This is a genomic window from Methanosarcina sp. WWM596 (assembly GCF_000969965.1).
GTDB lineage: Archaea > Halobacteriota > Methanosarcinia > Methanosarcinales > Methanosarcinaceae > Methanosarcina.
In genome coordinates this window covers 1,243,803-1,263,462 of record NZ_CP009503.1, presented here as the reverse complement: position 1 = coordinate 1,263,462, position 19,660 = coordinate 1,243,803, and the positions used below count along the sequence as shown (strand labels likewise).

17 protein-coding genes and 2 tRNA genes are annotated in these 19,660 nt (G+C 42.0%); 5 read left to right on the top strand and 14 right to left on the bottom strand.

Annotated elements, in window-relative coordinates:
• Positions 1 to 299 precede the first annotated feature (299 nt).
• The gene (locus tag MSWHS_RS21255) at positions 300 to 1,934 is read left to right on the top strand and encodes a PGF-pre-PGF domain-containing protein (RefSeq protein ID WP_052722601.1); all 1,635 of its coding nucleotides are present in this window, start codon (positions 300 to 302) and stop codon (positions 1,932 to 1,934) included.
• A gap of 672 nt (positions 1,935 to 2,606) precedes the next feature.
• On the opposite strand, the gene MSWHS_RS05670 is transcribed toward MSWHS_RS21255, so the two are convergent.
• The 3 genes from MSWHS_RS05670 to MSWHS_RS05660 are packed head-to-tail and all read right to left on the bottom strand — an operon-like array spanning position 2,607 to position 5,461.
• Complete coding sequence (locus MSWHS_RS05670; protein WP_048126738.1) at positions 2,607 to 3,392, bottom strand: energy-coupling factor transporter transmembrane protein EcfT; 786 nt, start codon at positions 3,390 to 3,392, stop codon at positions 2,607 to 2,609.
• Positions 3,389 to 4,933 (bottom strand): ABC transporter ATP-binding protein, encoded by a 1,545-nt coding sequence (locus tag MSWHS_RS05665; protein ID WP_048126736.1) that lies wholly within the window; start codon positions 4,931 to 4,933, stop codon positions 3,389 to 3,391. The genes MSWHS_RS05670 and MSWHS_RS05665 overlap by 4 nt, the downstream gene beginning before the upstream one ends.
• Positions 4,934 to 4,936: 3 nt before the next feature.
• Entirely contained in the window at positions 4,937 to 5,461 is a 525-nt protein-coding gene (locus tag MSWHS_RS05660; RefSeq protein WP_048159565.1) for a tryptophan transporter, read from the bottom strand.
• Positions 5,462 to 5,844: 383 nt separating this feature from the next.
• On the opposite strand from MSWHS_RS05660, the gene MSWHS_RS05655 reads away from it, so the two are divergent.
• Entirely contained in the window at positions 5,845 to 6,756 is a 912-nt protein-coding gene (locus tag MSWHS_RS05655) for a hypothetical protein (protein ID WP_082088332.1), read from the top strand.
• A gap of 69 nt (positions 6,757 to 6,825) precedes the next feature.
• On the opposite strand, the gene tnpB is transcribed toward MSWHS_RS05655, so the two are convergent.
• The gene (tnpB, locus tag MSWHS_RS05650) at positions 6,826 to 7,938 is read right to left on the bottom strand and encodes an IS200/IS605 family element RNA-guided endonuclease TnpB (RefSeq protein WP_048158848.1); all 1,113 of its coding nucleotides are present in this window, start codon (positions 7,936 to 7,938) and stop codon (positions 6,826 to 6,828) included.
• A 46-nt stretch (positions 7,939 to 7,984) separates the two neighbouring features.
• Here tnpB and tnpA point away from each other — a divergent pair, with 46 nt between their 5' ends.
• Positions 7,985 to 8,380: an IS200/IS605 family transposase gene (gene tnpA, locus MSWHS_RS05645; RefSeq protein ID WP_048158847.1), complete on the top strand. Its 396-nt coding sequence runs from the start codon at positions 7,985 to 7,987 to the stop codon at positions 8,378 to 8,380.
• Positions 8,381 to 8,669: 289 nt separating this feature from the next.
• Here tnpA and MSWHS_RS05640 read toward each other — a convergent pair.
• From MSWHS_RS05640 to MSWHS_RS05605, 8 genes are all read right to left on the bottom strand, one after another.
• Positions 8,670 to 8,747, bottom strand: a tRNA-Glu gene (locus tag MSWHS_RS05640).
• A gap of 718 nt (positions 8,748 to 9,465) precedes the next feature.
• Positions 9,466 to 9,543 (bottom strand) — tRNA-Glu (locus tag MSWHS_RS05635).
• Between the two features lie 210 nt (positions 9,544 to 9,753).
• A complete protein-coding gene (locus tag MSWHS_RS05630; protein WP_048126728.1) occupies positions 9,754 to 10,155 on the bottom strand; it encodes an AsnC family transcriptional regulator in 402 nt (133 codons plus the stop codon).
• Between the two features lie 27 nt (positions 10,156 to 10,182).
• A complete protein-coding gene (locus MSWHS_RS05625; protein WP_011034307.1) occupies positions 10,183 to 10,407 on the bottom strand; it encodes an LSM domain-containing protein in 225 nt (74 codons plus the stop codon).
• Between the two features lie 319 nt (positions 10,408 to 10,726).
• Positions 10,727 to 11,125, bottom strand: coding sequence for a DUF3467 domain-containing protein (locus MSWHS_RS05620; RefSeq protein ID WP_048126725.1), 399 nt, complete (start codon positions 11,123 to 11,125; stop codon positions 10,727 to 10,729).
• 177 nt (positions 11,126 to 11,302) lie between these two features.
• Positions 11,303 to 13,783: a DUF5814 domain-containing protein gene (locus tag MSWHS_RS05615; protein ID WP_048126723.1), complete on the bottom strand. Its 2,481-nt coding sequence runs from the start codon at positions 13,781 to 13,783 to the stop codon at positions 11,303 to 11,305.
• 570 nt (positions 13,784 to 14,353) lie between these two features.
• Positions 14,354 to 15,130 (bottom strand): S-methyl-5'-thioadenosine phosphorylase, encoded by a 777-nt coding sequence (gene mtnP / locus MSWHS_RS05610; RefSeq protein ID WP_048126721.1) that lies wholly within the window; start codon positions 15,128 to 15,130, stop codon positions 14,354 to 14,356.
• A 69-nt stretch (positions 15,131 to 15,199) separates the two neighbouring features.
• Positions 15,200 to 16,336 carry a DUF373 family protein gene (locus MSWHS_RS05605; RefSeq protein WP_048126719.1) on the bottom strand — a complete coding sequence of 379 codons (1,137 nt, stop codon included), beginning with the start codon at positions 16,334 to 16,336 and terminating at the stop codon, positions 15,200 to 15,202.
• A 512-nt stretch (positions 16,337 to 16,848) separates the two neighbouring features.
• Between MSWHS_RS05605 and MSWHS_RS05600 the strand changes: the two genes are divergently transcribed.
• Positions 16,849 to 17,163 carry a hypothetical protein gene (locus MSWHS_RS05600; RefSeq protein WP_048126717.1) on the top strand — a complete coding sequence of 105 codons (315 nt, stop codon included), beginning with the start codon at positions 16,849 to 16,851 and terminating at the stop codon, positions 17,161 to 17,163.
• A 217-nt stretch (positions 17,164 to 17,380) separates the two neighbouring features.
• Here MSWHS_RS05600 and MSWHS_RS05595 read toward each other — a convergent pair whose 3' ends face one another.
• Positions 17,381 to 17,743, bottom strand: a complete 363-nt coding sequence (locus MSWHS_RS05595) for a hypothetical protein (RefSeq protein WP_048158846.1) — start codon at positions 17,741 to 17,743, stop codon at positions 17,381 to 17,383.
• 224 nt (positions 17,744 to 17,967) lie between these two features.
• Positions 17,968 to 18,339, bottom strand: coding sequence for a VTT domain-containing protein (locus MSWHS_RS05590; RefSeq protein ID WP_231585597.1), 372 nt, complete (start codon positions 18,337 to 18,339; stop codon positions 17,968 to 17,970).
• A 683-nt stretch (positions 18,340 to 19,022) separates the two neighbouring features.
• Here MSWHS_RS05590 and MSWHS_RS05585 point away from each other — a divergent pair.
• On the top strand, positions 19,023 to 19,511 hold the full coding sequence (locus MSWHS_RS05585) for a hypothetical protein (RefSeq protein WP_231585596.1): 489 nt from the start codon (positions 19,023 to 19,025) through the stop codon (positions 19,509 to 19,511).
• Positions 19,512 to 19,660: the final 149 nt, after the last annotated feature.

The following is a 19,660-nucleotide window of genomic DNA, read 5'->3' as shown; positions in this document are numbered from 1 at the left end:
AATCTAACTTTTAATGGAAGATAAATTGATTCAGTAGAAATGAATAAGGTTTTAATTCGCAACTCTTCTTTTCAAAAAATCATATTTTTATAATTTTTTTAGTTAGATAATTTTTGTTTCATAATTATAATTAGGAGTTACATTTCCATTAAATTATATGGTTGTTTGAATATTATTTACTAATGAAACATTGAGAATCTTCTTAATACTGGATCTTTTGGATAGATATTTAGAGGGGAGGAGTTATGAAAATATATAAGAATTTATCGTGTTTCTTGCTGGTGTTTTTCTTGTTGTTGATGCCATATAATACTGCAGCATCTGAAACAAACTCAGATGTTAAACTTGCCAATGTAGATATCGACCTTTCCGAAACAGACGTCATAGATTCCGTGGTTTCTGAAACCATTGGTGCAGCTGTCTACATAGAGGGAGAACTCTACAATAATGAATACGCTACTATCTCCGTAACAACAAAAAATAACGGAGAAAAATCAAGTGAAGGCCATATTATTGTCGCGTTTCCGAATAATGAGGAAATCTTGAGTATGGAAGGGAGCGGGGACAGTGTAGAACTCTATCCAGGCGGAAGTTCGATAGAAGGAAAAGACGGAATAGAAATCGATTCATCGGAATACCCTTTTGTCGGCCTGGTAAAATCCGGCTGGGAAACAGGGAAAAATGAAACTCTCAACCTGAAGATCAAGCCGAATAAGGGCTCCGATGAGGTTGTATTCCTGGTCAGGGCGGCATTGAAGAATGACGCAACCGGGAATTATGAGAGGTATCCCAGTATTTCGGATGATGTGGACCAGCAGGGCTGGTATGTTTACAAAAAATCGATTGGAATATCCGGCTATCCCGATTTGATAATCGAGGACATTTCCTGGGAACCGGAAAATCCCCATGAAAATGAAAACGTGACATTTAAAGTTACGCTGACGAATGTAGGTCTTGCGTCATCTGGAAATTGCAATGTAAAATGCTACCTGAATGGAAATGAAATATCTTTTATCCCGGTTTCCGGGCTTGAAGCAGGTTCGACAACTTTCTTCACATTTAACTGGATCTCAACCAATTCGGGAAGCATGGACTTAAAGGTAGTTGTGGATTCAGAGGACCAATTCTTCGAGTTTAATGAGGAGAATAACGAAGAAGAAAGGATATTTAAAGTTATAAGCTCCACGACCTCTTCATCTTCGGGTTCATCTTCATCCAGTTCCAGTGGAGGAACCGGCGGTTCTCCCGAACCTGCCAGCAATGTTGAGGTAAAAGAACTCGCCCAGCAGTTTATCAGCAACGGTAACCATGCTAAATTCGTATTCACAAAAAATGCAACCTCAATAGCTTACATTGAATTCGATCCAAAAAAGACCGCCGGAAAGACCACAACCATTGTTGAAACACTTAAAGAAAAATCCACCCTGGTAACGGAACTGCCCTCCGGGAAAGTTTACGAAAATACAAATATCTGGGTCGGAAACGAAGGGACTGCAAGCCCGGATAATATTGAAAACGCAGTTGTCGGCTTCAAGGTCGAAAAAACCTGGATTAAATTAAATGACGTTGATTCGTCTTCTGTCAAACTCTGGAAGTTTGATGACGGAAACTGGGTCGAACTCTCTACCAGCCAGACCGGTGAAGATGATGACTATGTCTATTATGAAGCAGATACTCCCGGTTTCTCGACTTTTTCAATAATGGCCCTTTATCCGGAAGAAGATCCAGAAAGCACTTATCGTGCTCTGGCAAATTCTGTCGAAGATCAGGATTCCGAGGTCGTTTCCGAAGCTTCAGGTGAGAAAGAATCTGATGTTACCGGTTCTGCAACCAGGGAGAATAATTCAGGAAGCTTGAAAAAAGTATTGCTGCCAGTGTTTATGCTTGCTGCAGTAATTCTGGCTGGCTATTTGATTTCAAGGAAGCGAAATTAAGGTTTAGCTTCCTATTTTTCTCTTTTTTGATTATTTTTAGTCCTTTCTCTGGATTTGGTAAGTAGCGTTGATGTTTAGAAGGTCAAAAGCAAGCTCAAACAGTGCTAAACGCTTGGAAAGTAAAAAATGGAAGATACCATTTAAAGGAATTTCTGAATAGAATAAAACCAGACAGTTAATCAGGAAACACCCAAAAGTAGATTAATATAATTTTTGGTTCAGAAATTCTATCTGAAAAAAATATATCTCGTGATTATATAACATATTGTATATATTCATATTCTAGTATGAGCGGATTCTTTCCTGATTTTTCACCATTGTGTGATTTGTGTTTCATCCTTTTTCCTGTGGTTGGGCGGCATTGCAGAGATGTCCGGAGAAACTTCGGGGGCAAAGGATAACATATCTATTCGTCTGAAGCTTCAACAGCCGAATAGGCTGGCTCAGACATATTAGAAAGCATGAAAAAAGTATTGCTGGTGACAGCTTTGCTTTCAACTACGGGATTACTGGGATTTCCGGTTTTAAGGAAGCAAAGTTGAAGACTTTGCTCCCAATTTTTCGCTTTTTTGGATTGTGATGATTTTCTTATTTTCTGCAGTTTCTTTCTGTTCTGCGGTTTCGTCAGATTTTGCAGGTTTCTCTATGTTTCATCGAGAAATCGGGACGAACTTACATCAACCCGCCCAGCACCACTCCAAGCCCCATAACAGCCACACAGCCCACAGCTGCTATATCGGTCTTATTCCAAGTAAGCTGATTTTCCTCTATGCTCTGCCGGCTCCTGTAGCCTCGCATGTCCATGGTCAGGCCGAGCACCTGGGTCCTTCCGAGGGAATTTGCAACCAGGGGTACCAGGATCGGCTTTACGCTCATTATTTTTCCGCGGAGGCCTTTACCGGGGTTATAGCCCCTTGCGAGCTGGGCTTCGTGGATGCGCTGACCTTCGACCTGGAGACTTGGGATGAAGCGGAGGGCAATTACGAACATAAGCACGTAGTCCACAGGGACGTGGATTGCCAGGAGGGCTTTCATGAGGTCACTTGGCTTTGTAGTGACCACCAGAAGCTGGAAGGCAAAAAGCATTGCAAAGAAGCGGAAGGAAAGGACGGTTCCAAAGTCCAGGGCGCCGGTTGTGACAGGGAAGAGCCCTCCGGCTGTAAGGATACCGGCAGGGATCAAGTAACCGACCGTTTCCCCACTTTTCAGGGTGAAGACTGTGAGCAGGACCAGGGTGACGCTCAGGAAGACCAGGAGTTTCAGCTGCTTGAGGAGTTCCTGCTGGAGCCCGGCTCCTAAGGAAGCCAGAAAAATCCCCAGCACCATAACAGCCAGAACTCCGGGGTTTGTTGTGAATACGCCAAGGGCTATTATGCCCGTTACTGCAGCGATCTTCGAAAGCGGGTTCATGCGGTGTAAAAAACTGTCCCTGTTTATGTACTGCATAATCTCTTTCATGCGCATGTGCCTCCTCTAACACATTCTTTACTGAAACATTCTTTACTGACACATTCTTTACTGAAACATTCTTTGCCGGAAAATTTCCTGTTGACCGAATCTTCCACAATTTTTCCGGACTCCATACGAATGACCCTTTCTACATGGTCTCTTACGATCTGCAGGTTATGAGTCACCATGACTATTGTGTGGCCTTCCTGCTGGAGCCTTCGCATGAGCTGCATCATCCTGTCGGACTCTTCGGCATCCAGCCCTGTGGTGGGCTCGTCAAGCACTATCAATTCAGGCTTCATTGCAATTACGCAGGCTACAGCCAGTCTCTGCCTTTCTCCTCGGCTCAGGTGGCGGGGGAAGACTTTTTGCTTTTCACTCAGGTTTACAAGCTCCAGGGAATGGAGGATTGCCCTTGTTGCTTCAGGCCCTTTTACTCCAATATTATTCAGCCCGAAATTGACTTCGGCTTCAACGGTATCTTCAAAGAGCATGTTGTCCGGGTTCTGGAAAACCAGACCAGTGTGCTTCACAAGCTCGTTTATAGGAACTGTAGAGGTATCGAGTCCCTTTACGGTCACCCCTCCGGAGTAAGGGTGCAGGAGACCGTCGAAATGTTTCACAAGGGTAGTCTTACCAGAACCGTTTTCCCCCAGAATGGCAATGAGCTCCCCAGGGTAGATATCAAGGTCAACGCTGTCAAGCGCAAGGACTTCTCCATAGCGCTGGGTGAGTTTCTTTACAGAAATAATCGGCTGGTCGCCTTTTCTTGTAATGGAAAGGCTTGTTGTAAGAGCTGAAGTAGAAGTAAAATCCATAGAAGTTGTAAGATTTGTAGAAGTCAGCTCTGAAGAGCTTGCGGTAAAGTCCGAGGGGCTTTTTATGGATTTTATTTCCCCTTTCTCAAGAAGCACGACCCTGTCCCCTATTTCAAGGAAGTCCTCGATATTGTGATCTACGATTATAATCGTCTTTCCGGCTTCTTTCAAACTCTTCAGGACAGAAAATACCTTTCGGACTGCCTGCAAGTCCAGTTCGGCAGTAGCTTCGTCAAGGATCAGGACTTCCGTATCCAGGGCAAGGGTTGCGGCGAGGGCAGCTTTCTGCTTTTGCCCGCCGGAAAGTGTGTGAGGAGCCCTGTTTTTTAGATGGCTTATTTCGCAGAACTCCATTGCCTCTTTTAACCTGCTTAAAATCTCTTTTTCCGGATGACCGTGGTTTTCGAGTCCTGAAAGGATTTCTTCTTCAACGGTTGTAAAGATCAGCTGAGACTCCGCATCATCAAAAACCATCCCTATATGCCGGCTCAATTCCTTCATGCCATCGAATTCTTTAATATCCCTGTTTTTGAAGCTGATGCTCCCTTTAATTTTGCCCCCGATTTCGTGGTGGAGGATGCCTGCCATTGCAAGGGCAAGGGTGGTTTTTCCGGCTGCACTGTGCCCCGTAACAAGGAGCAGTTCTCCTTTCCGGACTTCCAGATTTATATTTTTTAACGCAGGGCTTTCTGCTGTTCCGTAGGTATACGAGAAGTTCCTGAGTTTGATCATGATTTATGCTTTCCCCCGGGCAAGTACCTTTGAAGCAGGAATATAGAGGATCTGGACAATGACTGCGTTAGCAATTGCAGTTAATACGACGATAGGGATTACAGCACCTACAAAAGCTCCCATGGTCTCAAACTTTGACACGATTGTAGGGGCAATAAGAAGCATTGCAACGATTACAAAGCTTGTCCCACTGGCAAGGGTACCTAGCAGGGTTGAAATGGCCGGAGAGACCGATAGCTTATTGCTGAGAGATTTATATGTGAACAGGCATGTGACTGCTCCTATCGGTTCGCTGATAAGGTTTGCAGGTGGGAAAATGGAATGGCTGAGAAGAGCACATACGATGCCTGCTACAATTCCTATCCCTATGACCTCCGTGAATTTGGGTATGACAAGGATAATTGCAAGACAATAAAAGGCTATTACGAGATTCGAGACTATGGGACCCGGTATAACAAGAGATAAATAGCGCACGATTGCGCCGACTGCGAGCAAAATTCCAACAATAGCAATATCCTGAGATTTCATAAAAATCATCTTCCTACATCAGTTTTTCAGGAGAACTTTCCTGAGTTCATAAATACTACAAATCAATTAAATCTCATAAATCAGTTAATCATAGTAAATTGATTAAACATAACAAACTTAGTCTACATTATAGTACAACAAAGTATACTAATGTACATTAGTATATGTACTTTACGCTTTATCAAGTATTTTTGCAATTTTTTCCGCTCTTTTCCACTCTTTTCCGCGCCTGTCCATATCTGTCCATAAAATACTCCGGTTTTAGACACAGCCCGAAGAATTTCATACAGCCATGAAGAGTTTCCGACAAGAAAATGGTTCTAATAGGAAAACTCATCATGAGACAGAACATAAGATTAACAAAGACTATTCTGGGGTGTTGCATGTCTTCAGTGGAGGAACGTGAGCTAGCGGAAGTAAGGATGATTGAAGAGGGATTCAGAAAAGCCTACGATGGAGACGCTAAAGGGGTGGTGGATGCTTTTAGCAGCCTGAGGGATTTTGCAGTGCATCTGATACATCTGGATATTACTGCAGAATACGAGCTTGATGCAAAAGCTCTGATAATTGCTATGGGGGATATAGGCAGGGTGACCGCCGAAAAAAGAATGGAGATAGCATCCATAGCCTCAGTCCACTCTCTTGGAGAAGTAGCTGTTGAGGCTGTAGCTCAAAAAAGAGAGTCTCTTGCATTAAAAGCACTTTCTGGTCTTGGGAATCTTGCCCTGGAGTTTGCAGGAAAAAGTATGGATGCTGTGGCAAGAAATGCAGCTGAATGCCTGGGAAACTTCGGGAAAAACTCTTCAAGGGAAAAAATGGAGGTTCTGGCAAGCCTTTCCGAGATATATCTTATGCAGTTATCCATGAGAGCAATGGAAAAAAATCTCTCTGAAACCCTGGCTGCTGCCATAAATCTCCTTGGAGAAATAGGGGTTTCTTCAGCCGGGCAGGAATTGGAGGATAGTGCGGTCGGGGCTGCAATCCTCCTTGAGGAACTGGGTATTGCTGCTGTAAGAAAAAGAAACGAATCTCAGGTAGAGGATGTGATCCGGGCCCTTGAAAAGCTGGGAAAGGACCTTTCACAGCAAGGATCTAAAAGTGCACTTGTCCAGACTGTGTGGGCTCTGGAAACCCTTCGGATCCTTGCGCTGGAATATGGAATGGAAACTGCTGGTGCCGCAGGGAAGCTGACACTGGAATCGCTAAGTACAGCAGGAGTCATCGATGAAGAACAGAACCTGGAAAGAATTCAGGAAATAAAGGAGTTCCACCAGCGTATCCTTAGGAGAAATTGACTAAACCGTAATTGATAGACAAAATATTGAGGGCAAGTCCCCAAGCTCATCCCCGTAGTCCCTACGGTGTCATAATCCAATTAGATTCTGATCTATGAGAGCGAATTTTTTGATATTGATAGCGGCATTAATGTCTCTATGGTGTTTGGTTTTACAGTCTGGACAAATCCATTCTCTGTCTTTTAGTTGAAGCTCTTTATTGTGGTATCCACACACACTACATAGCTTAGAAGAGGGTTCAAATTGTCCTATTCTCAGGACGGTTTTTCCAAACCATTGAGCCTTATATTCCAACTTTGTTACAAAACTACTCCACGCAGAATCACTTATAGCCTGTGCTAAGTGATGATTCTTAACCATGCCTTTAACATTTAGAGTTTCCAGAGCTACAGCTTGGTTTTCACTAACAAGTCTAAAAGAGAGTTTGTTCTGGAAGTCATTTCTCTGATTTGTTATTTTGTCATGGAGTACAGCAAGTCTTCGTTTAGCTTTTGCCCTGTTCTTAGAGCCTTTCTGTTTCCTTGAGACTCTTTTCTGTAATACTTTGAGCCTTTTAAGAGAGTTTTTCAAGTACTTTGGATTCTCAACCTTTTCTCCTGTTGAAAGGACAGAAAAGTCTTTGATACCTACATCAATTCCTACTGTTGTTGATTCTGTAAAAGCTTCCTTTACTGGAAGTTCTTTTCCATCTTCAACAAGGATACTGATGTAGTAATGTCCTTTACATGTCCTTGATACCGTAGCCGTTTTAGGCTCTCCTTCAAACTTCCTGTGAAGAACTGCTTTAATTGGTTCTATTTTAGGAAGCTTGATAGTATTATTTTCAAAGTTTACAGTGTAGTGTTGAGGTACAGGGAAAGACTGTATCGGATTCTTTTTCGATTTGAACTTTGGAAACCCTGTTTTCTCTCTAAAGAATCTAGTGAAAGCGGATTCAACCTGCTTAGTCATCCCCTGTAATGATTGAGAGTTAACTTCTCCTAACCACTCATTAGAAGCCTTTAGAGTAGGAATTAATTTGTTTAAGTCAAATCTGGAAATTGATTCCCCTGTCTGCTCATAAGTTTTAATTTTCTGGTCAAGTGCCCAATTATAGACAAATCTACAGCTACCTATATGCTGATTCAATTGAATAGCTTGTGTAGTTGTAGGATAGAGTCTAAATTTGAACGCTTGCATCATACAAAGGCATAATATGCTTTAACAACATATATACTTCTTGATAAATATGAAGTATGAAACACGGAATCATAGCAAATTTTTGTTAATGTATCATGTTATTTTTGTTTGCAAATACCGAAAAGTCATACTTGAACCAATTAGCAAAGAACTCAAACAGATTATGAGTGACAGTTCAAAAGAGTCTAACTTTGAAATCCTTGAAATGGAAACTGACAAAGACCATATTCATTTCTTGATCAAGAGTGAACCGAAAGTTAGCGTTTTGTCAATTGTCAGAAAATTGAAACAAGAATATACTAACAGGTTATGGAAAACTCAAAAAGAATATCTGAAAAAGTATTATTGGGGTGAGAATACGTTATGGAGTGATGGTTATTTTGCGTCTACTATCGGAAATGTTAGTAAAGAGGCGGCAGAATATTACATACGAAATCAGGGTTGAAGTTGACGCTTATATCCCCTGAGCTAAAGACTCAGGGGTTTTACGCTTCTTCATATAAATCGGATGTTAATTTCAGGCAGAGAAAAAAAGATATATAAATAGAATGCGAAAATTGAATGCAATTTTTAAGACATAGTTTTAACTTCACAACTTAACTTCACAACTTATTCTAATGAAAAATAATTTTTAAGACTATTCTAATGGGAATATCCAAAAATCTACTTTTCACATCACACAGAAACATATAAGAAAAAGAATTTAAAACATATTAGAAAAAGGAGTTAGAATTTGGTGCTCCGGCCGGGATTCGAACCCGAGTCTTCGGCTCGAAAGGCCGGAATGATTGGCCGGACTACACTACCGGAGCACATTGCATCTCACAGCGAAACCAACAATATACCTGGTAATATATAAATCTGTCCCTTCTCTGCGAGCTTTTTGTGCAGTTTACCGATCAGACACAGTTTATCCGGTCTATATCCAGGACAATGGCTGCAATTCTTTAATAGGCACTCCATAACTGGCTGAGAAATATTTAGTTAGAACCCCCTTCAGGGCTCTGAAACTTAGGGAAGCGCAGTAGCAGAGAGGAAGTAGCAAATCAAACTAGAGTAACAAAGATACGATAACAGTCAAATGAAAGTAAAGAGAAAAGGAAACAGGAAAAGATACAACAAAAAGAGAAATAGAATATATAATCCTACATTCCGCAGTATTTTTTTGAAAATCAATATTTTTTCCGATAGCGTTTTTCAAAAATTCTCAATTAATATACCCAAACTGAAATTTGAATAAAAATTGAATACTAAGTTTTTTGGTCTCTGAACATACCGTATAGCCATTTTTAACTCCTGCATAGAAATCCGATAAATTCACGTTAGGACAAAAATCGATAGCAAGAAAAATAATGAATATACGAAAAATACTGCGGAAAGTGGGTATAATGAGAAGGTAAAAAGATACAACAAAAAGAAAAATAGAATATATAATGAGAAGGTAAGAAAAATGGTAAGAGAAGTAGAAATCGAAAAATGGAAATAATTGAAATAATTATAAAAAAGTTTTCCGAGCAATTAATAAAAGTATGGTGCTCCGGCCGGGATTCGAACCCGAGTCTTCGGCTCGAAAGGCCGGAATGATTGGCCGGACTACACTACCGGAGCATTTTGGCTGTACTTAAGTGAACTTTATTTCCCTTATCGAAGGGGATCTTCAATAAGGGTTTCCAGTATAAATAGATATCGGTTGCAGAGAATTCCTGAAGAGGCTTTATTTAAGATTATTCCAGATCTCTTAAAATATTTCAGGCCTCTTTAGACATTATCAAAGTTTTTGGTTTATTTCAACTTTTCTTTTCAGATTTTTTCTTTAATTTATTCCTCATCTTCGGCTTCGATATCCATATCTTCTTCGGCTTCTCCAGATTTTTCAGTGTCTTCCACCATAAGGTTTCCGATCCATTCACTGAGTCTTCCGCAGTATTCGGGCTCGCAGTCCCCGGTACAGCCAGTACAGGATGAAAACATGTCCCCGGAGAGCAAAAGGTCATATTTCTCTTTAACCTCCTCTTTTGCTTTCAGGAGGTATGTCCTCGCTCCGTTTGAGACCCCCACTTCACGGATAATAAGGTCTTTGTCCAGAAGCTTTTTTACGATCCTGGAGCACTTCCTGCTATCGATAGCCAGCTCTTTCCAGATAACGTTCTGGAAAACGCCGTCTTTATGTCTTCTTATTATATTGTATGCTTCTTCTTCAAGATCCATGCCTGTTTCCACACTAATGAGGTTCCTTCTTCAGACGTTTCAGTCTTCTACAGGAGTGATCAGTATGATATTATTGCCCCGAAGCACTACAGAACCAAGGGAACGGACTTTTTCCCCTTTTACAATCTCCATCGTATCAACAAGATGAAGATTCATATAGTCGTCCACACTCTTTAGAGTGCCTTCAAGCAAATTAAGGTCGCCTTTCATTTCTACCTGGATCCGCGATCCAACGATTTTCTGAACTTTTTTATTTGGGAACAAAATTAAACCCTCGCTGATTTATTCTGGATTTTCGGTTCCCCGTACTCCCGGGTTCCTGCTTCCTATTCCAAAGCCGGCACAGAGCAAATTATGTCAGGGCATTATACACATTTACAATAAGCCTGCTGCCTTTATCAGCTGCATCCTGCCAGCAACTGAAAAACCATTCCGAATCGTCACTCCACCGGCTTTTAAGAAAACTGAAATTACATACCCTTTTCAGAGATATATAACCATCGATGTCCGGGAGTCTCAGGAGAGCCTTAAGAGCCTCTCAAACCTCAAAGAGTTAAGACAGGTTAAAACGAGTAACCTGAACTTAGATATAACCCTGAATATCAGTGCTTTCGTCAACTTTTGCGGGCTCTTTTTTGGTCATTCTCGGGATCGCTCTTGAAATGGGCCCGAAAACGGATTCATACTCATTTATGTGCTGGGTCAGCCAGCGGCTCAGTTCAAGAGCTGCAACCGGAGAAAGTATCACTTCGGTTTCAACACGCCTTTCGATAACCCTGGATTCGGAGGCATCCCCGAACATCTTAGGGGTGTCATTGTAAAAACCTATCCTGAAATCGTAAGGACTGTGCCCGCCTGCAGCTCCTATTGCATATATCTGCCGGAAGTCTTCAGGCTTTATAAACTCAATTGTGATACTTTTTTTCCCTTTTTTGGAAGCTGTACTTTCAATATTTTCCCTGGATCCAACATCTTCGGCCATAAAAATTACCTCTGTGCTTTGCTCTCGTGAGAACCCCGGTATCCGGGATCTGGTTTTGCCAGTTATCCATAATACTGACAGGTTATTCCTTGCAGGCTATTTTTCCCGGTAGAAACAGGAATATTTACCTCTTCATCACTTATAAATCACTTGTCTGCAAAAACTTATATGAATTTTTTAACCCTGGACTTTCTTCTTAAGTTTCTTTGCTTCTTCTGCGACTTCCTTTTTCGAATGAACCCTTGCGATCAGTTCCACAGCATCAAGGTTGCGTACCGCATTGTCCAGATACCCAAAAACATCGCCCTGATACGCTGAAATGCCGTACCTATCCTCAAATCTCTTAATAATCTGAGAAGGGTCCATACCTTCCATACGCAGCCGGATAATCTTCTCCGAAAATTTCTGTTCTGCACACCCGCAATAAGGTGAGTCCCTGCATGTGCAGGTTAAAAAATCAGAGGCAAAGTTCAGCATAAGTTCCCTTATTTTGATATCCAGATGGGACAGAGAGTCTCCGTCAAAGACAATATCAAGGGCTGCTCCCTGAAAAACCCTTGAAGGCATGTTCACATGCAAAGAGCTTCCGATCTGGTTTGAATACTTGAAGTATGCAGCATCGAAAAATTCCAGGTTGGTTACAATTTTCAGGGAACTGTTTTCCGCAAGCACGGCGTCTCGAATCAAGAAAGCTTTGGAGACCGGCAAGAAATGGGCTGCAATAATTTTCCCGAATCGAGTAAGTGCTACTTTATTTCCCTTTTTCTCAAGGAATCTGTAGCTCTGGAGGCGGGAAACCAGTTTATCCAGTTCAAAACTCCCAAACATAAGGGAATGGATATTCCTTAAATCCTGGACCGAAGAAGTAACAGCAACTGATGCAAGAATCTCTTCAAGCTGTTCGGCTTCCCCGTAATCGACTCCCGCAGAGAGCATCTCACCCTGCAGTAACTTGACTGCAACCTCTTCTTCAGTATCGGACTGTGAGCTCGAATAGGATTTCCCTGGAACAGGCATGAGCACGACAATGCCCCGATCGTGATAATCAGGTCTACCTGCCCTTCCACTCATCTGCAGGAACTCCTGGACCGAAATCCAGTCTATGCCCATTGCAAGGGATTCGAATATAACCTGGGAAGCCGGGAAATCCACTCCGGCTGCAAGGGCAGCAGTGGTCACAACTACCGGAAGCTCCCCTTTTGCAAACATGGTTTCCACCTTTTTTCGTTCATACTGCGAAAGCCCCGCGTGGTAAGGGGAAGCCTGGATTGAAAGAGCTCCTGCAAGCTTATGGCAGTTTCTCCTTGAATTCGTAAAGACTATTGTCTGTCCCCTGTGCTTTTTCGAAGAGAACATTGAATACTCTTCTTTTGCAAGCTGGGAAATCAGTTTTGCCTTTTCGTTTTCCTGGCAGAAAAGGAGATGCCTGTCTATGGGAACAGGCCTGTGCTCATAGCGGATAAGCCGGGCTCCGAGTTTCTTTGCATAGGCTTCAGGGTTTGCAACGGTTGCAGAGAGGTAAATGAACTGGGCTTCAGGCGCCACATAGCGAAGCCTACCTATAAGCCCGTCCAGCCTGTGTCCTCTTTCCTGGTCTTCGAGTGTATGGACTTCATCTATAACAACAGTCCCTATTTTGCCAAGAAAATCAGTGTTTCCTGAACGGAGCATGTGGTCTACGCCTTCATAGGTCCCCACAATTATGTCCGCATTAGGGCTTGTATGCATTTTCACACGCTGGGAAGTCTTTATAAGAATTGCACCGATCTTTATGGAGGTTATGATCCCGAGCTTTGAATACCGTTCCGTAAACTGGTCGTATTTCTGATTTGCAAGGGCAACAAGAGGAACCAGGTAAAGCATTTTCCCTTTTTTATCCAGCAGGTTCTGGACCCCTGCCATCTCCCCTATCAGAGTTTTCCCGGTTGCGGTTGCGGAAACTACAAACTGGTTTTTTCCTTCCAGAAGCCCGGCTTCTACAGACAGAGCCTGCACCGGAAGCAGGGTTTCTGATTTAAGAAGCAGCATTTCCTTGAACTTCTTTGCAAGGGGGAGGTTCTTTACCCTGACCGTAGCTTCGGTGGGTTTTGTCCGGATGGTGTCATAACGCGTGAACTCAGGGTCCAGCCTCTCAGGGCTCAACATACGGATTGTCCGATCAAGGTCTCTTGTTTTGGAGAGAACCTGCTCAAGAAAATCAACCGATTTTTCCCCGTACTGTGCGCCTGCTGAACGAACTGCCCGCAGCAATTCTTCTTTTGCGCAGTCTGCGCAGATGAGCTCGTCGTGGTACTTGATTGACTTGCTATTTACGAAGTTAAAACGTTTATTGATCCAGCAGTGTTTGCAGATCTTTACCTTATCTGCACTGAGTTGAAACCCCTTGAGCATTTCAAGAAAAGCCTCTTCATTTGCAGGGTCCCCTCCTTCTGCTAGCATAATCCTGTTTGCACTGCGCAAAAGCTCTATGAACTGCTGGGGAGGAATGAATTCCTCGTTTTTTTTGCAGGTAAGAACCCTGATTTTATGAGGACGTGGACCTTTATAACTGTCCTTTATATGGAGCTCAGCCACGGAAAGCGGCTGCTTCATCCGGTCCTTTATGTTCATCACTATAATTTTTGATTTTTCAGCATAGCTTAGGACCCAGAGCGTCATTGTTTATCCTGATATGTGAATGATATAAGTAAGCTTCCTTTGGCGTTCGAAAAATGATAGTACTCTGCCATCTAAAACTGCAGTAGCATATGTGATATTGAGATGTGCATGTAAACTTAAAGAGGAAAATATAAAGAGGAAAATATGCGACGGTTTTCAGAAAATCTTCCGAAGTGAAAACGTTTTCCAGAGCATACCACCCGATTTTTTGCAGGGTATGCCTTTCTGAGCACATTCTTCAGAGCATCTACATGTATCTTCATATATAGAAGCTATCGTATTTAGATATTATCACTTAAATATAATATAATAATTGTTAGAGTTTGTTTCACGAGAACAAAAACCCTGATTTTCAGAACACATAATTTTCGGTTCAGCTGGAAGATAGGTTCAACTAAATAGGAAATTGAGCTGGATAAAGAGATCAGGTTAAACAGAGAAATTCAGTTAACAGCAGAGGGTTTAATAAAGAGGTTAGGCTGAAGAGAGAGTATTATATTTTCAGTTGATACCTTCTTTCAGTTGATACCTTCTTTCAGTTGACACTTCCTCTCAACTCATCAAAAAATATTAAAGGCAGGCTCCTTCCTTTGTAAACCTGCACATGCAGTTCCGGGTCTCTGGAATATTTCCAATCGCATCCGAGAGAATTTTGAAGATTGAGCCCTGTGCCTTCCCGACAACTTCTGTGACTTCATCTGCCGTTAATTTTTGCGTGGTCATCCCACATGCCTGGTTTGTAACGATGGCAAGGGAAGCATAACAAAGGCTGAGTTCCTTTGCAAGGACTACTTCCGGTACCCCTGTCATGCCAACAACATCTGCAAACTTGCTCATCATGCGGATTTCAGCCCGAGTCTCAAAACGGGGACCTTCAGTACAGGCATAAATTCCCTCGGTATAGGAAAGTCCATGTTTTCCCAGGGCATACTTAAGAGCTGCCTTTATTTCAGGGCAATATGGCTCAGTAACATCAACATGAACAGTTTGATCGTCATAAAAGGAAGAGGGCCTTTTGCAGGTAAAATCAATGAAATCGTCAAGCACGACAAAACTGCCCACTGGATGCCCTCGCATTGACCCAACCGAGTTTGTGGAGATTACACGCTTTACGCCGAGGGAGTGGACAGCCCAGATGTTTGCCCTGTAGTTAACTCTGTGCGGCGGGACATGGATTTCTTCGGCATGTCTGGGAATTATTGCAACACTTCTTCCTTTTATACTGGTTATATATGCGGTAATCCCTCCATAGGGAGTCTTCACCTGCTGGCTTTCGCAGTCCCTGTATGAGCTGAAACCCACACCTCCAAGTATTGCAATTTCTGCAATTTCAGTTGCCTTCTCCATTTTTAGATCTCCTTTCCCGCGTTTTAATGCTAAACTTATTAATTTTCAACTGATTGGTCTCTCAGAAGTTCATGCGATTTTCTTATTTCTTCTTCCTTTAACTCTCTTCTCGTTTTCCAGAGTCTGGTTTGACATAGAATATTTAATCCCTGCAAGTGCAATGAGGATTGCAATTATAATCGAATATACGAAGTACTGCAGTGCAAGGGAAGGATCACTTAAGATCCCATCCGATATGGAGGCTGCTGCCAGGATGTATGTGCTTGCTCCCCAGAAAAGCAGGCCGGTTGCGATCACGAAGAGAGAGATGGAGACATTTCTATATATGGACCTGCCATCCATCCTGAGATCGAAAATCTTTCCCAGGTCCGCAAGAAGGAGGGCTACTGCGTACCACCATACAGAGACATTGATGAAGACCGAAATAAGTGTCAGGGTGCCGTGATACCAGACCCCTTCTGCAGAGTAGAGTTTCCATACCTCCATAGCTCCGTATACAGTGGCCACAAGACTGATAAGCAGGGCAGCAGTGTAGCTGATGAAAACCATCTTCTGCTTAAGAAAAGCATCCCAGAGCCTTTCTTTTTCGAGGGCAACAATATCATCGAGCCCGAAGCCCCTGTACAGCATGTAAAGCCCGACAGCCGCAAGAATTCCCACAACTGCCCCTTCGGGATAGCGGGCAAGCAAAAAGATGGCATAGATAAGAAAAGCAAGACCTATAGGCACAAAAAAAGTTTGAGATATCTTGGGATCACTGAAGACGTGCTTAAGGATATAATATGTGCTTTCCAGGTTTTCACTCTGCATAACAACAATACGTTTTACGGAGTCGATTTTCATTCTAGATTGCACAATAGGGACAAGAGTTTCATCCTCTGCCCCATCCGAAACAAAGACTGCTCCCTTTACTTCGTTCATCTGGAGATAGAGTTCAAGCTGTTCAGCAATCTTCTGGTCTGAGATCACGCCGACATTCTTATCCCCTGCAAAAGAGACGATCTCAGCGTCAACTCCTTTTGCCCGAAGCTCGTCAAGGATCCGGATCCCTCCGAAAATCGTATTTGTGTCCGAATCCTCAGGGTCAGCAATCCCAAGTGCAACTGCTGCCTGAACATTTGCCTCCCTCCCTACTATGGGAGTTCCCATTTTTGCTTTTTCGCCCAGGTCATTATCCCTGTCTATGCATATAACTAAGGTCTGCATGTCTCCTCTATCATTTTTATGGAGGTATTCTGTCCCGGAGATCCAGTTCTCTACTGAAAAATGTATCTTATCATGTTTCTGACTTATCGGCTTGCCGGGGAATGCATTACAGAAGCCGTGGTTATAATATTCGCCGGATTTTTTCCCCTTCTTTCCGGAAATTTATGCCTGGCCTGATACACTCTTTGAATTTGTTGAATATTCTTACTCTTTACAAGCATACTATTTCAATTTATAGTTTATATAGTGAACTGCACACACAAGCTACTTGAAATTCTGTAAAATGATCAAACCTTTTAACATAGCAGGAACTCTATATAAAGTATATCTTCGCTTTATAAATTTCGGCTGCTGGCTTTTTACCCGAAAAGGATTCTTTTACAAATCCCGAAGAAACCTTAACTTCCAAGGATAATGTTATAATTCTGGATGCCGAGATATAAGTATCTAAAAAACAAGCTCTCTTCACGAGAAAAATCTATTATCATTATTGAATATTTAGAGGGGATTATATGACAAAAGAAGTTGAGACTGAAACAAAAGAAACCGGTAAAAAAAGTTTCGATATTCAGGGAAAAATTGGAAAGCTAGGGGATGATGTTGACAGCCTTGCAAAAAAAACAGGGAATGAAGCCTCTAAACTTGAAAAGAGCATAAATGGGGAAATAAAGTCACTATTCGGGGAAATAAAGTCCATTGATGTAAAAGACGAGGTAAAAAGTACTACCGACAGGGTTGAAAAGCTGGTTGACACGACTGGAGACAGTGCAAAAAAGCTTGCATCGGATATCAAGGCAGATATCAAAAAATTAATGGAAAAAATCTAATGATAATTTAAAAGAAAAAAACAGATGAGATAGTGGACGAGAAGGTAGAGGTTTTCTTCGTCTTTACTTTCTCTTTTTGATCCTCTTCCTTTATTTCATCCTTATTTATTCTCTTCCCTCACCCTTTTCCCTTAACCTCTTCCTTTATTCTCTTTCTTTAGCCTCATTTTCGGCTTTCTCAAGGATGCAGCGTCCACGAAGTTAGTTTGAATTCCAGTTAGTACCTGCTTCCCTGAGCATAGACCACATCGACAACCTCACCTTCAGTCACTGTGACTGTCACTGTAGCTGTATCGATTACATCCGGATCTTTTTCAGAAATAAGATCAAAATTGTAGACGAACTCCCAGCAGTAAGGGCAACGAAGGGTCACGGTTTCTACAAGGATCGGTTCGGTTAAATTATATTTCCTGTAGAAATCCAGGTTTCTGACATAGGTTTCGGCAATCTGCTGGCTTTCCTCTTCCGAAGTTTCGTTGAATTTATCGGAACCGGTTCCATTACTTCCGATGCAGCCGGAAATGACAGTAACAATACTGATAATAATCAGAAGTAAGGGGAAGATCTGATGGTTTTTCACTGGCTCTCATCCTTTGCTTTTCGCTTACTATGGGTAGAGGCATACAATAAGGAAAAAGATCTATAAAAAGATATGTATAAAGTTTTTCGCTTACTATGGGTAGAGGTATACGAAGAGCGTTATTTAGCAATTACTTACCTGGTTCGTGTGATTTTATAAGCTTCGTGCAGGACTAAAATATTCAGGAAAATCCTGCTACTTATTTTTGCCATGATTAAAAAATTTCAAAGCTTAAGGATCAATGTTGTCGAAAGTATGTAAAATGTATTAATTACGGCTTCCCCTATGAAGACTCCCAGCAGACATTTGAGAATGGGTATTCTAAGGCTCGATGCCACATACACAATCAAATCCGTCGGTACGAGCGGAAAAAAAACTCCAGCCAACAATTGAAGTTCTTTGTCCGTTAGCCCACCCCTTATTTTTCGGATATATTTGCCGTATTTTGTTTCGAAATATACGTCAAAACCCAGGTATTTTGAGAAATAGCAAACTATAGTAGAAGAGCTCAGTATCCCTGCCATGTTTACTGCAAAAAGTTCCACGGGATCGAAGATCAATAACCCTGCCAGGAGGAGGAGAGTCGAGGGAATCATGGTCAGACCTCTGGCTGAGAGGAGCAGAAAATAGATAATCAGGGCTATGTAATGGCATTCTTCGGAGAGGTCTTCCAGGAAAAGGACGTTTATTTCATCCGGGAAATACCTGATACAAAATAAGTATGGATTGGGTTAACAGGGTGTGAACTACCACTCAACTAAAGACTCAGGGGTTTTACGCTTCTTCATAGAAACAAAATCCGAAACTTAACTATACCCTAAATAGCTCCTTTCTGTTTTATTTCCCTTTTTCGTGTTTCTACCCATCTTAACATTTAGTCTTATTTTGTGACGATTGGCATTTTTTACACTACTAGCATTTTTGAGCCCTTCAGTTAATTATATTATTTAGAAAGAGTAAATATAATTATAATACCCCCTATAGTAAGTAGGAATCTATTTGCCGTCAGAAAAGGTAAGGAACGGTTGCCATGTCCAATTATGTTGATCAGCGCAGGTTTACAAGGAAAAGTTCCGTAAAGAACAACTCAACTCCTGTAGATTATAGTCCGAGTAATCCAGTTCAGAGTAGCCAGGCTCAAAATGGTTCCTTTCAGGGTTATCCTGTTCAGTGCAGTCCGGTTCAGAGCAACTCCCTTAGTTTTCACCCCGTTCTTCCAGACAATATATCTGTTTTACCCTTTTTTGGGCAACATTCAGGGCTGAAGGTTTTTCTGGATATGGATGGAGTACTTACGGATTTTACAGGCGCATGTGAGAGATTAAGTGAACACATGATGTTCTGGTACACTGCCGATAAGGAACGTTTCTGGAGGCACATTACAGCCGCAGGAGCCGATTTCTGGTCTGATATGCACTGGCTGACAGGAGGCAAGGAACTTCATGGCTTTCTTAAAAGTTCAGGCTTACACCCTACAATCCTTTCTGCCCTCCCCAATCCGGAAAGAAAGACTGCCCTGGCTAATGCCAGAAAAGGCAAAATAGATTGGCTGAAAAAAGAACTCGGAACACCATACGCAAACAATGCAATCCTCTGTTTCCGCCCGGAAAAAGCTCTCCAGTCTGGAACCTCCAAGGTCCTGATCGATGACAACTCCGATAATATCCGCGAATGGGAAGAAGCAGGAGGGACAGCTATCCTGCATAAAAGCACGGATCGGACAATCAGGTGTTTAAGCAAAACTATTGAACTCGAGCAAAAATTCTGATTATTAAAATTGTTACTTTACCCCGGTTCTTATTCCCTTAGGGCTCGTTACGAAATAACCTAGGTGACACATAATTATTTTAGAAGTTAATTGAGTTGCTTGCTTGTGAAGATGATTGAGTACAATCTAAAAAGTTACTTATGCTATTT

Excerpts from the sequence above, each read along its gene's own strand:
- MSWHS_RS21255 (WP_052722601.1), top strand. The coding sequence starts at position 300 with ATGCCATATAATACTGCAGCATCTGAAACAAACTCAGATGTTAAACTT.
- MSWHS_RS05670 (WP_048126738.1), bottom strand. The coding sequence starts at position 3,392 with ATGAAAGAGATTATGCAGTACATAAACAGGGACAGTTTTTTACACCGC.
- MSWHS_RS05665 (WP_048126736.1), bottom strand. The coding sequence starts at position 4,933 with ATGATCAAACTCAGGAACTTCTCGTATACCTACGGAACAGCAGAAAGC.
- MSWHS_RS05660 (WP_048159565.1), bottom strand. The coding sequence starts at position 5,461 with ATGAAATCTCAGGATATTGCTATTGTTGGAATTTTGCTCGCAGTCGGC.
- MSWHS_RS05655 (WP_082088332.1), top strand. The coding sequence starts at position 5,845 with ATGTCTTCAGTGGAGGAACGTGAGCTAGCGGAAGTAAGGATGATTGAA.
- tnpB (WP_048158848.1), bottom strand. The coding sequence starts at position 7,938 with ATGATGCAAGCGTTCAAATTTAGACTCTATCCTACAACTACACAAGCT.
- tnpA (WP_048158847.1), top strand. The coding sequence starts at position 7,985 with ATGAAGTATGAAACACGGAATCATAGCAAATTTTTGTTAATGTATCAT.
- MSWHS_RS05620 (WP_048126725.1), bottom strand. The coding sequence starts at position 11,125 with ATGGCCGAAGATGTTGGATCCAGGGAAAATATTGAAAGTACAGCTTCC.
- MSWHS_RS05615 (WP_048126723.1), bottom strand. The coding sequence starts at position 13,783 with ATGACGCTCTGGGTCCTAAGCTATGCTGAAAAATCAAAAATTATAGTG.
- mtnP (WP_048126721.1), bottom strand. The coding sequence starts at position 15,130 with ATGGAGAAGGCAACTGAAATTGCAGAAATTGCAATACTTGGAGGTGTG.
- MSWHS_RS05605 (WP_048126719.1), bottom strand. The coding sequence starts at position 16,336 with ATGCAGACCTTAGTTATATGCATAGACAGGGATAATGACCTGGGCGAA.
- MSWHS_RS05600 (WP_048126717.1), top strand. The coding sequence starts at position 16,849 with ATGACAAAAGAAGTTGAGACTGAAACAAAAGAAACCGGTAAAAAAAGT.
- MSWHS_RS05590 (WP_231585597.1), bottom strand. The coding sequence starts at position 18,339 with ATGATTCCCTCGACTCTCCTCCTCCTGGCAGGGTTATTGATCTTCGAT.
- MSWHS_RS05585 (WP_231585596.1), top strand. The coding sequence starts at position 19,023 with ATGGATGGAGTACTTACGGATTTTACAGGCGCATGTGAGAGATTAAGT.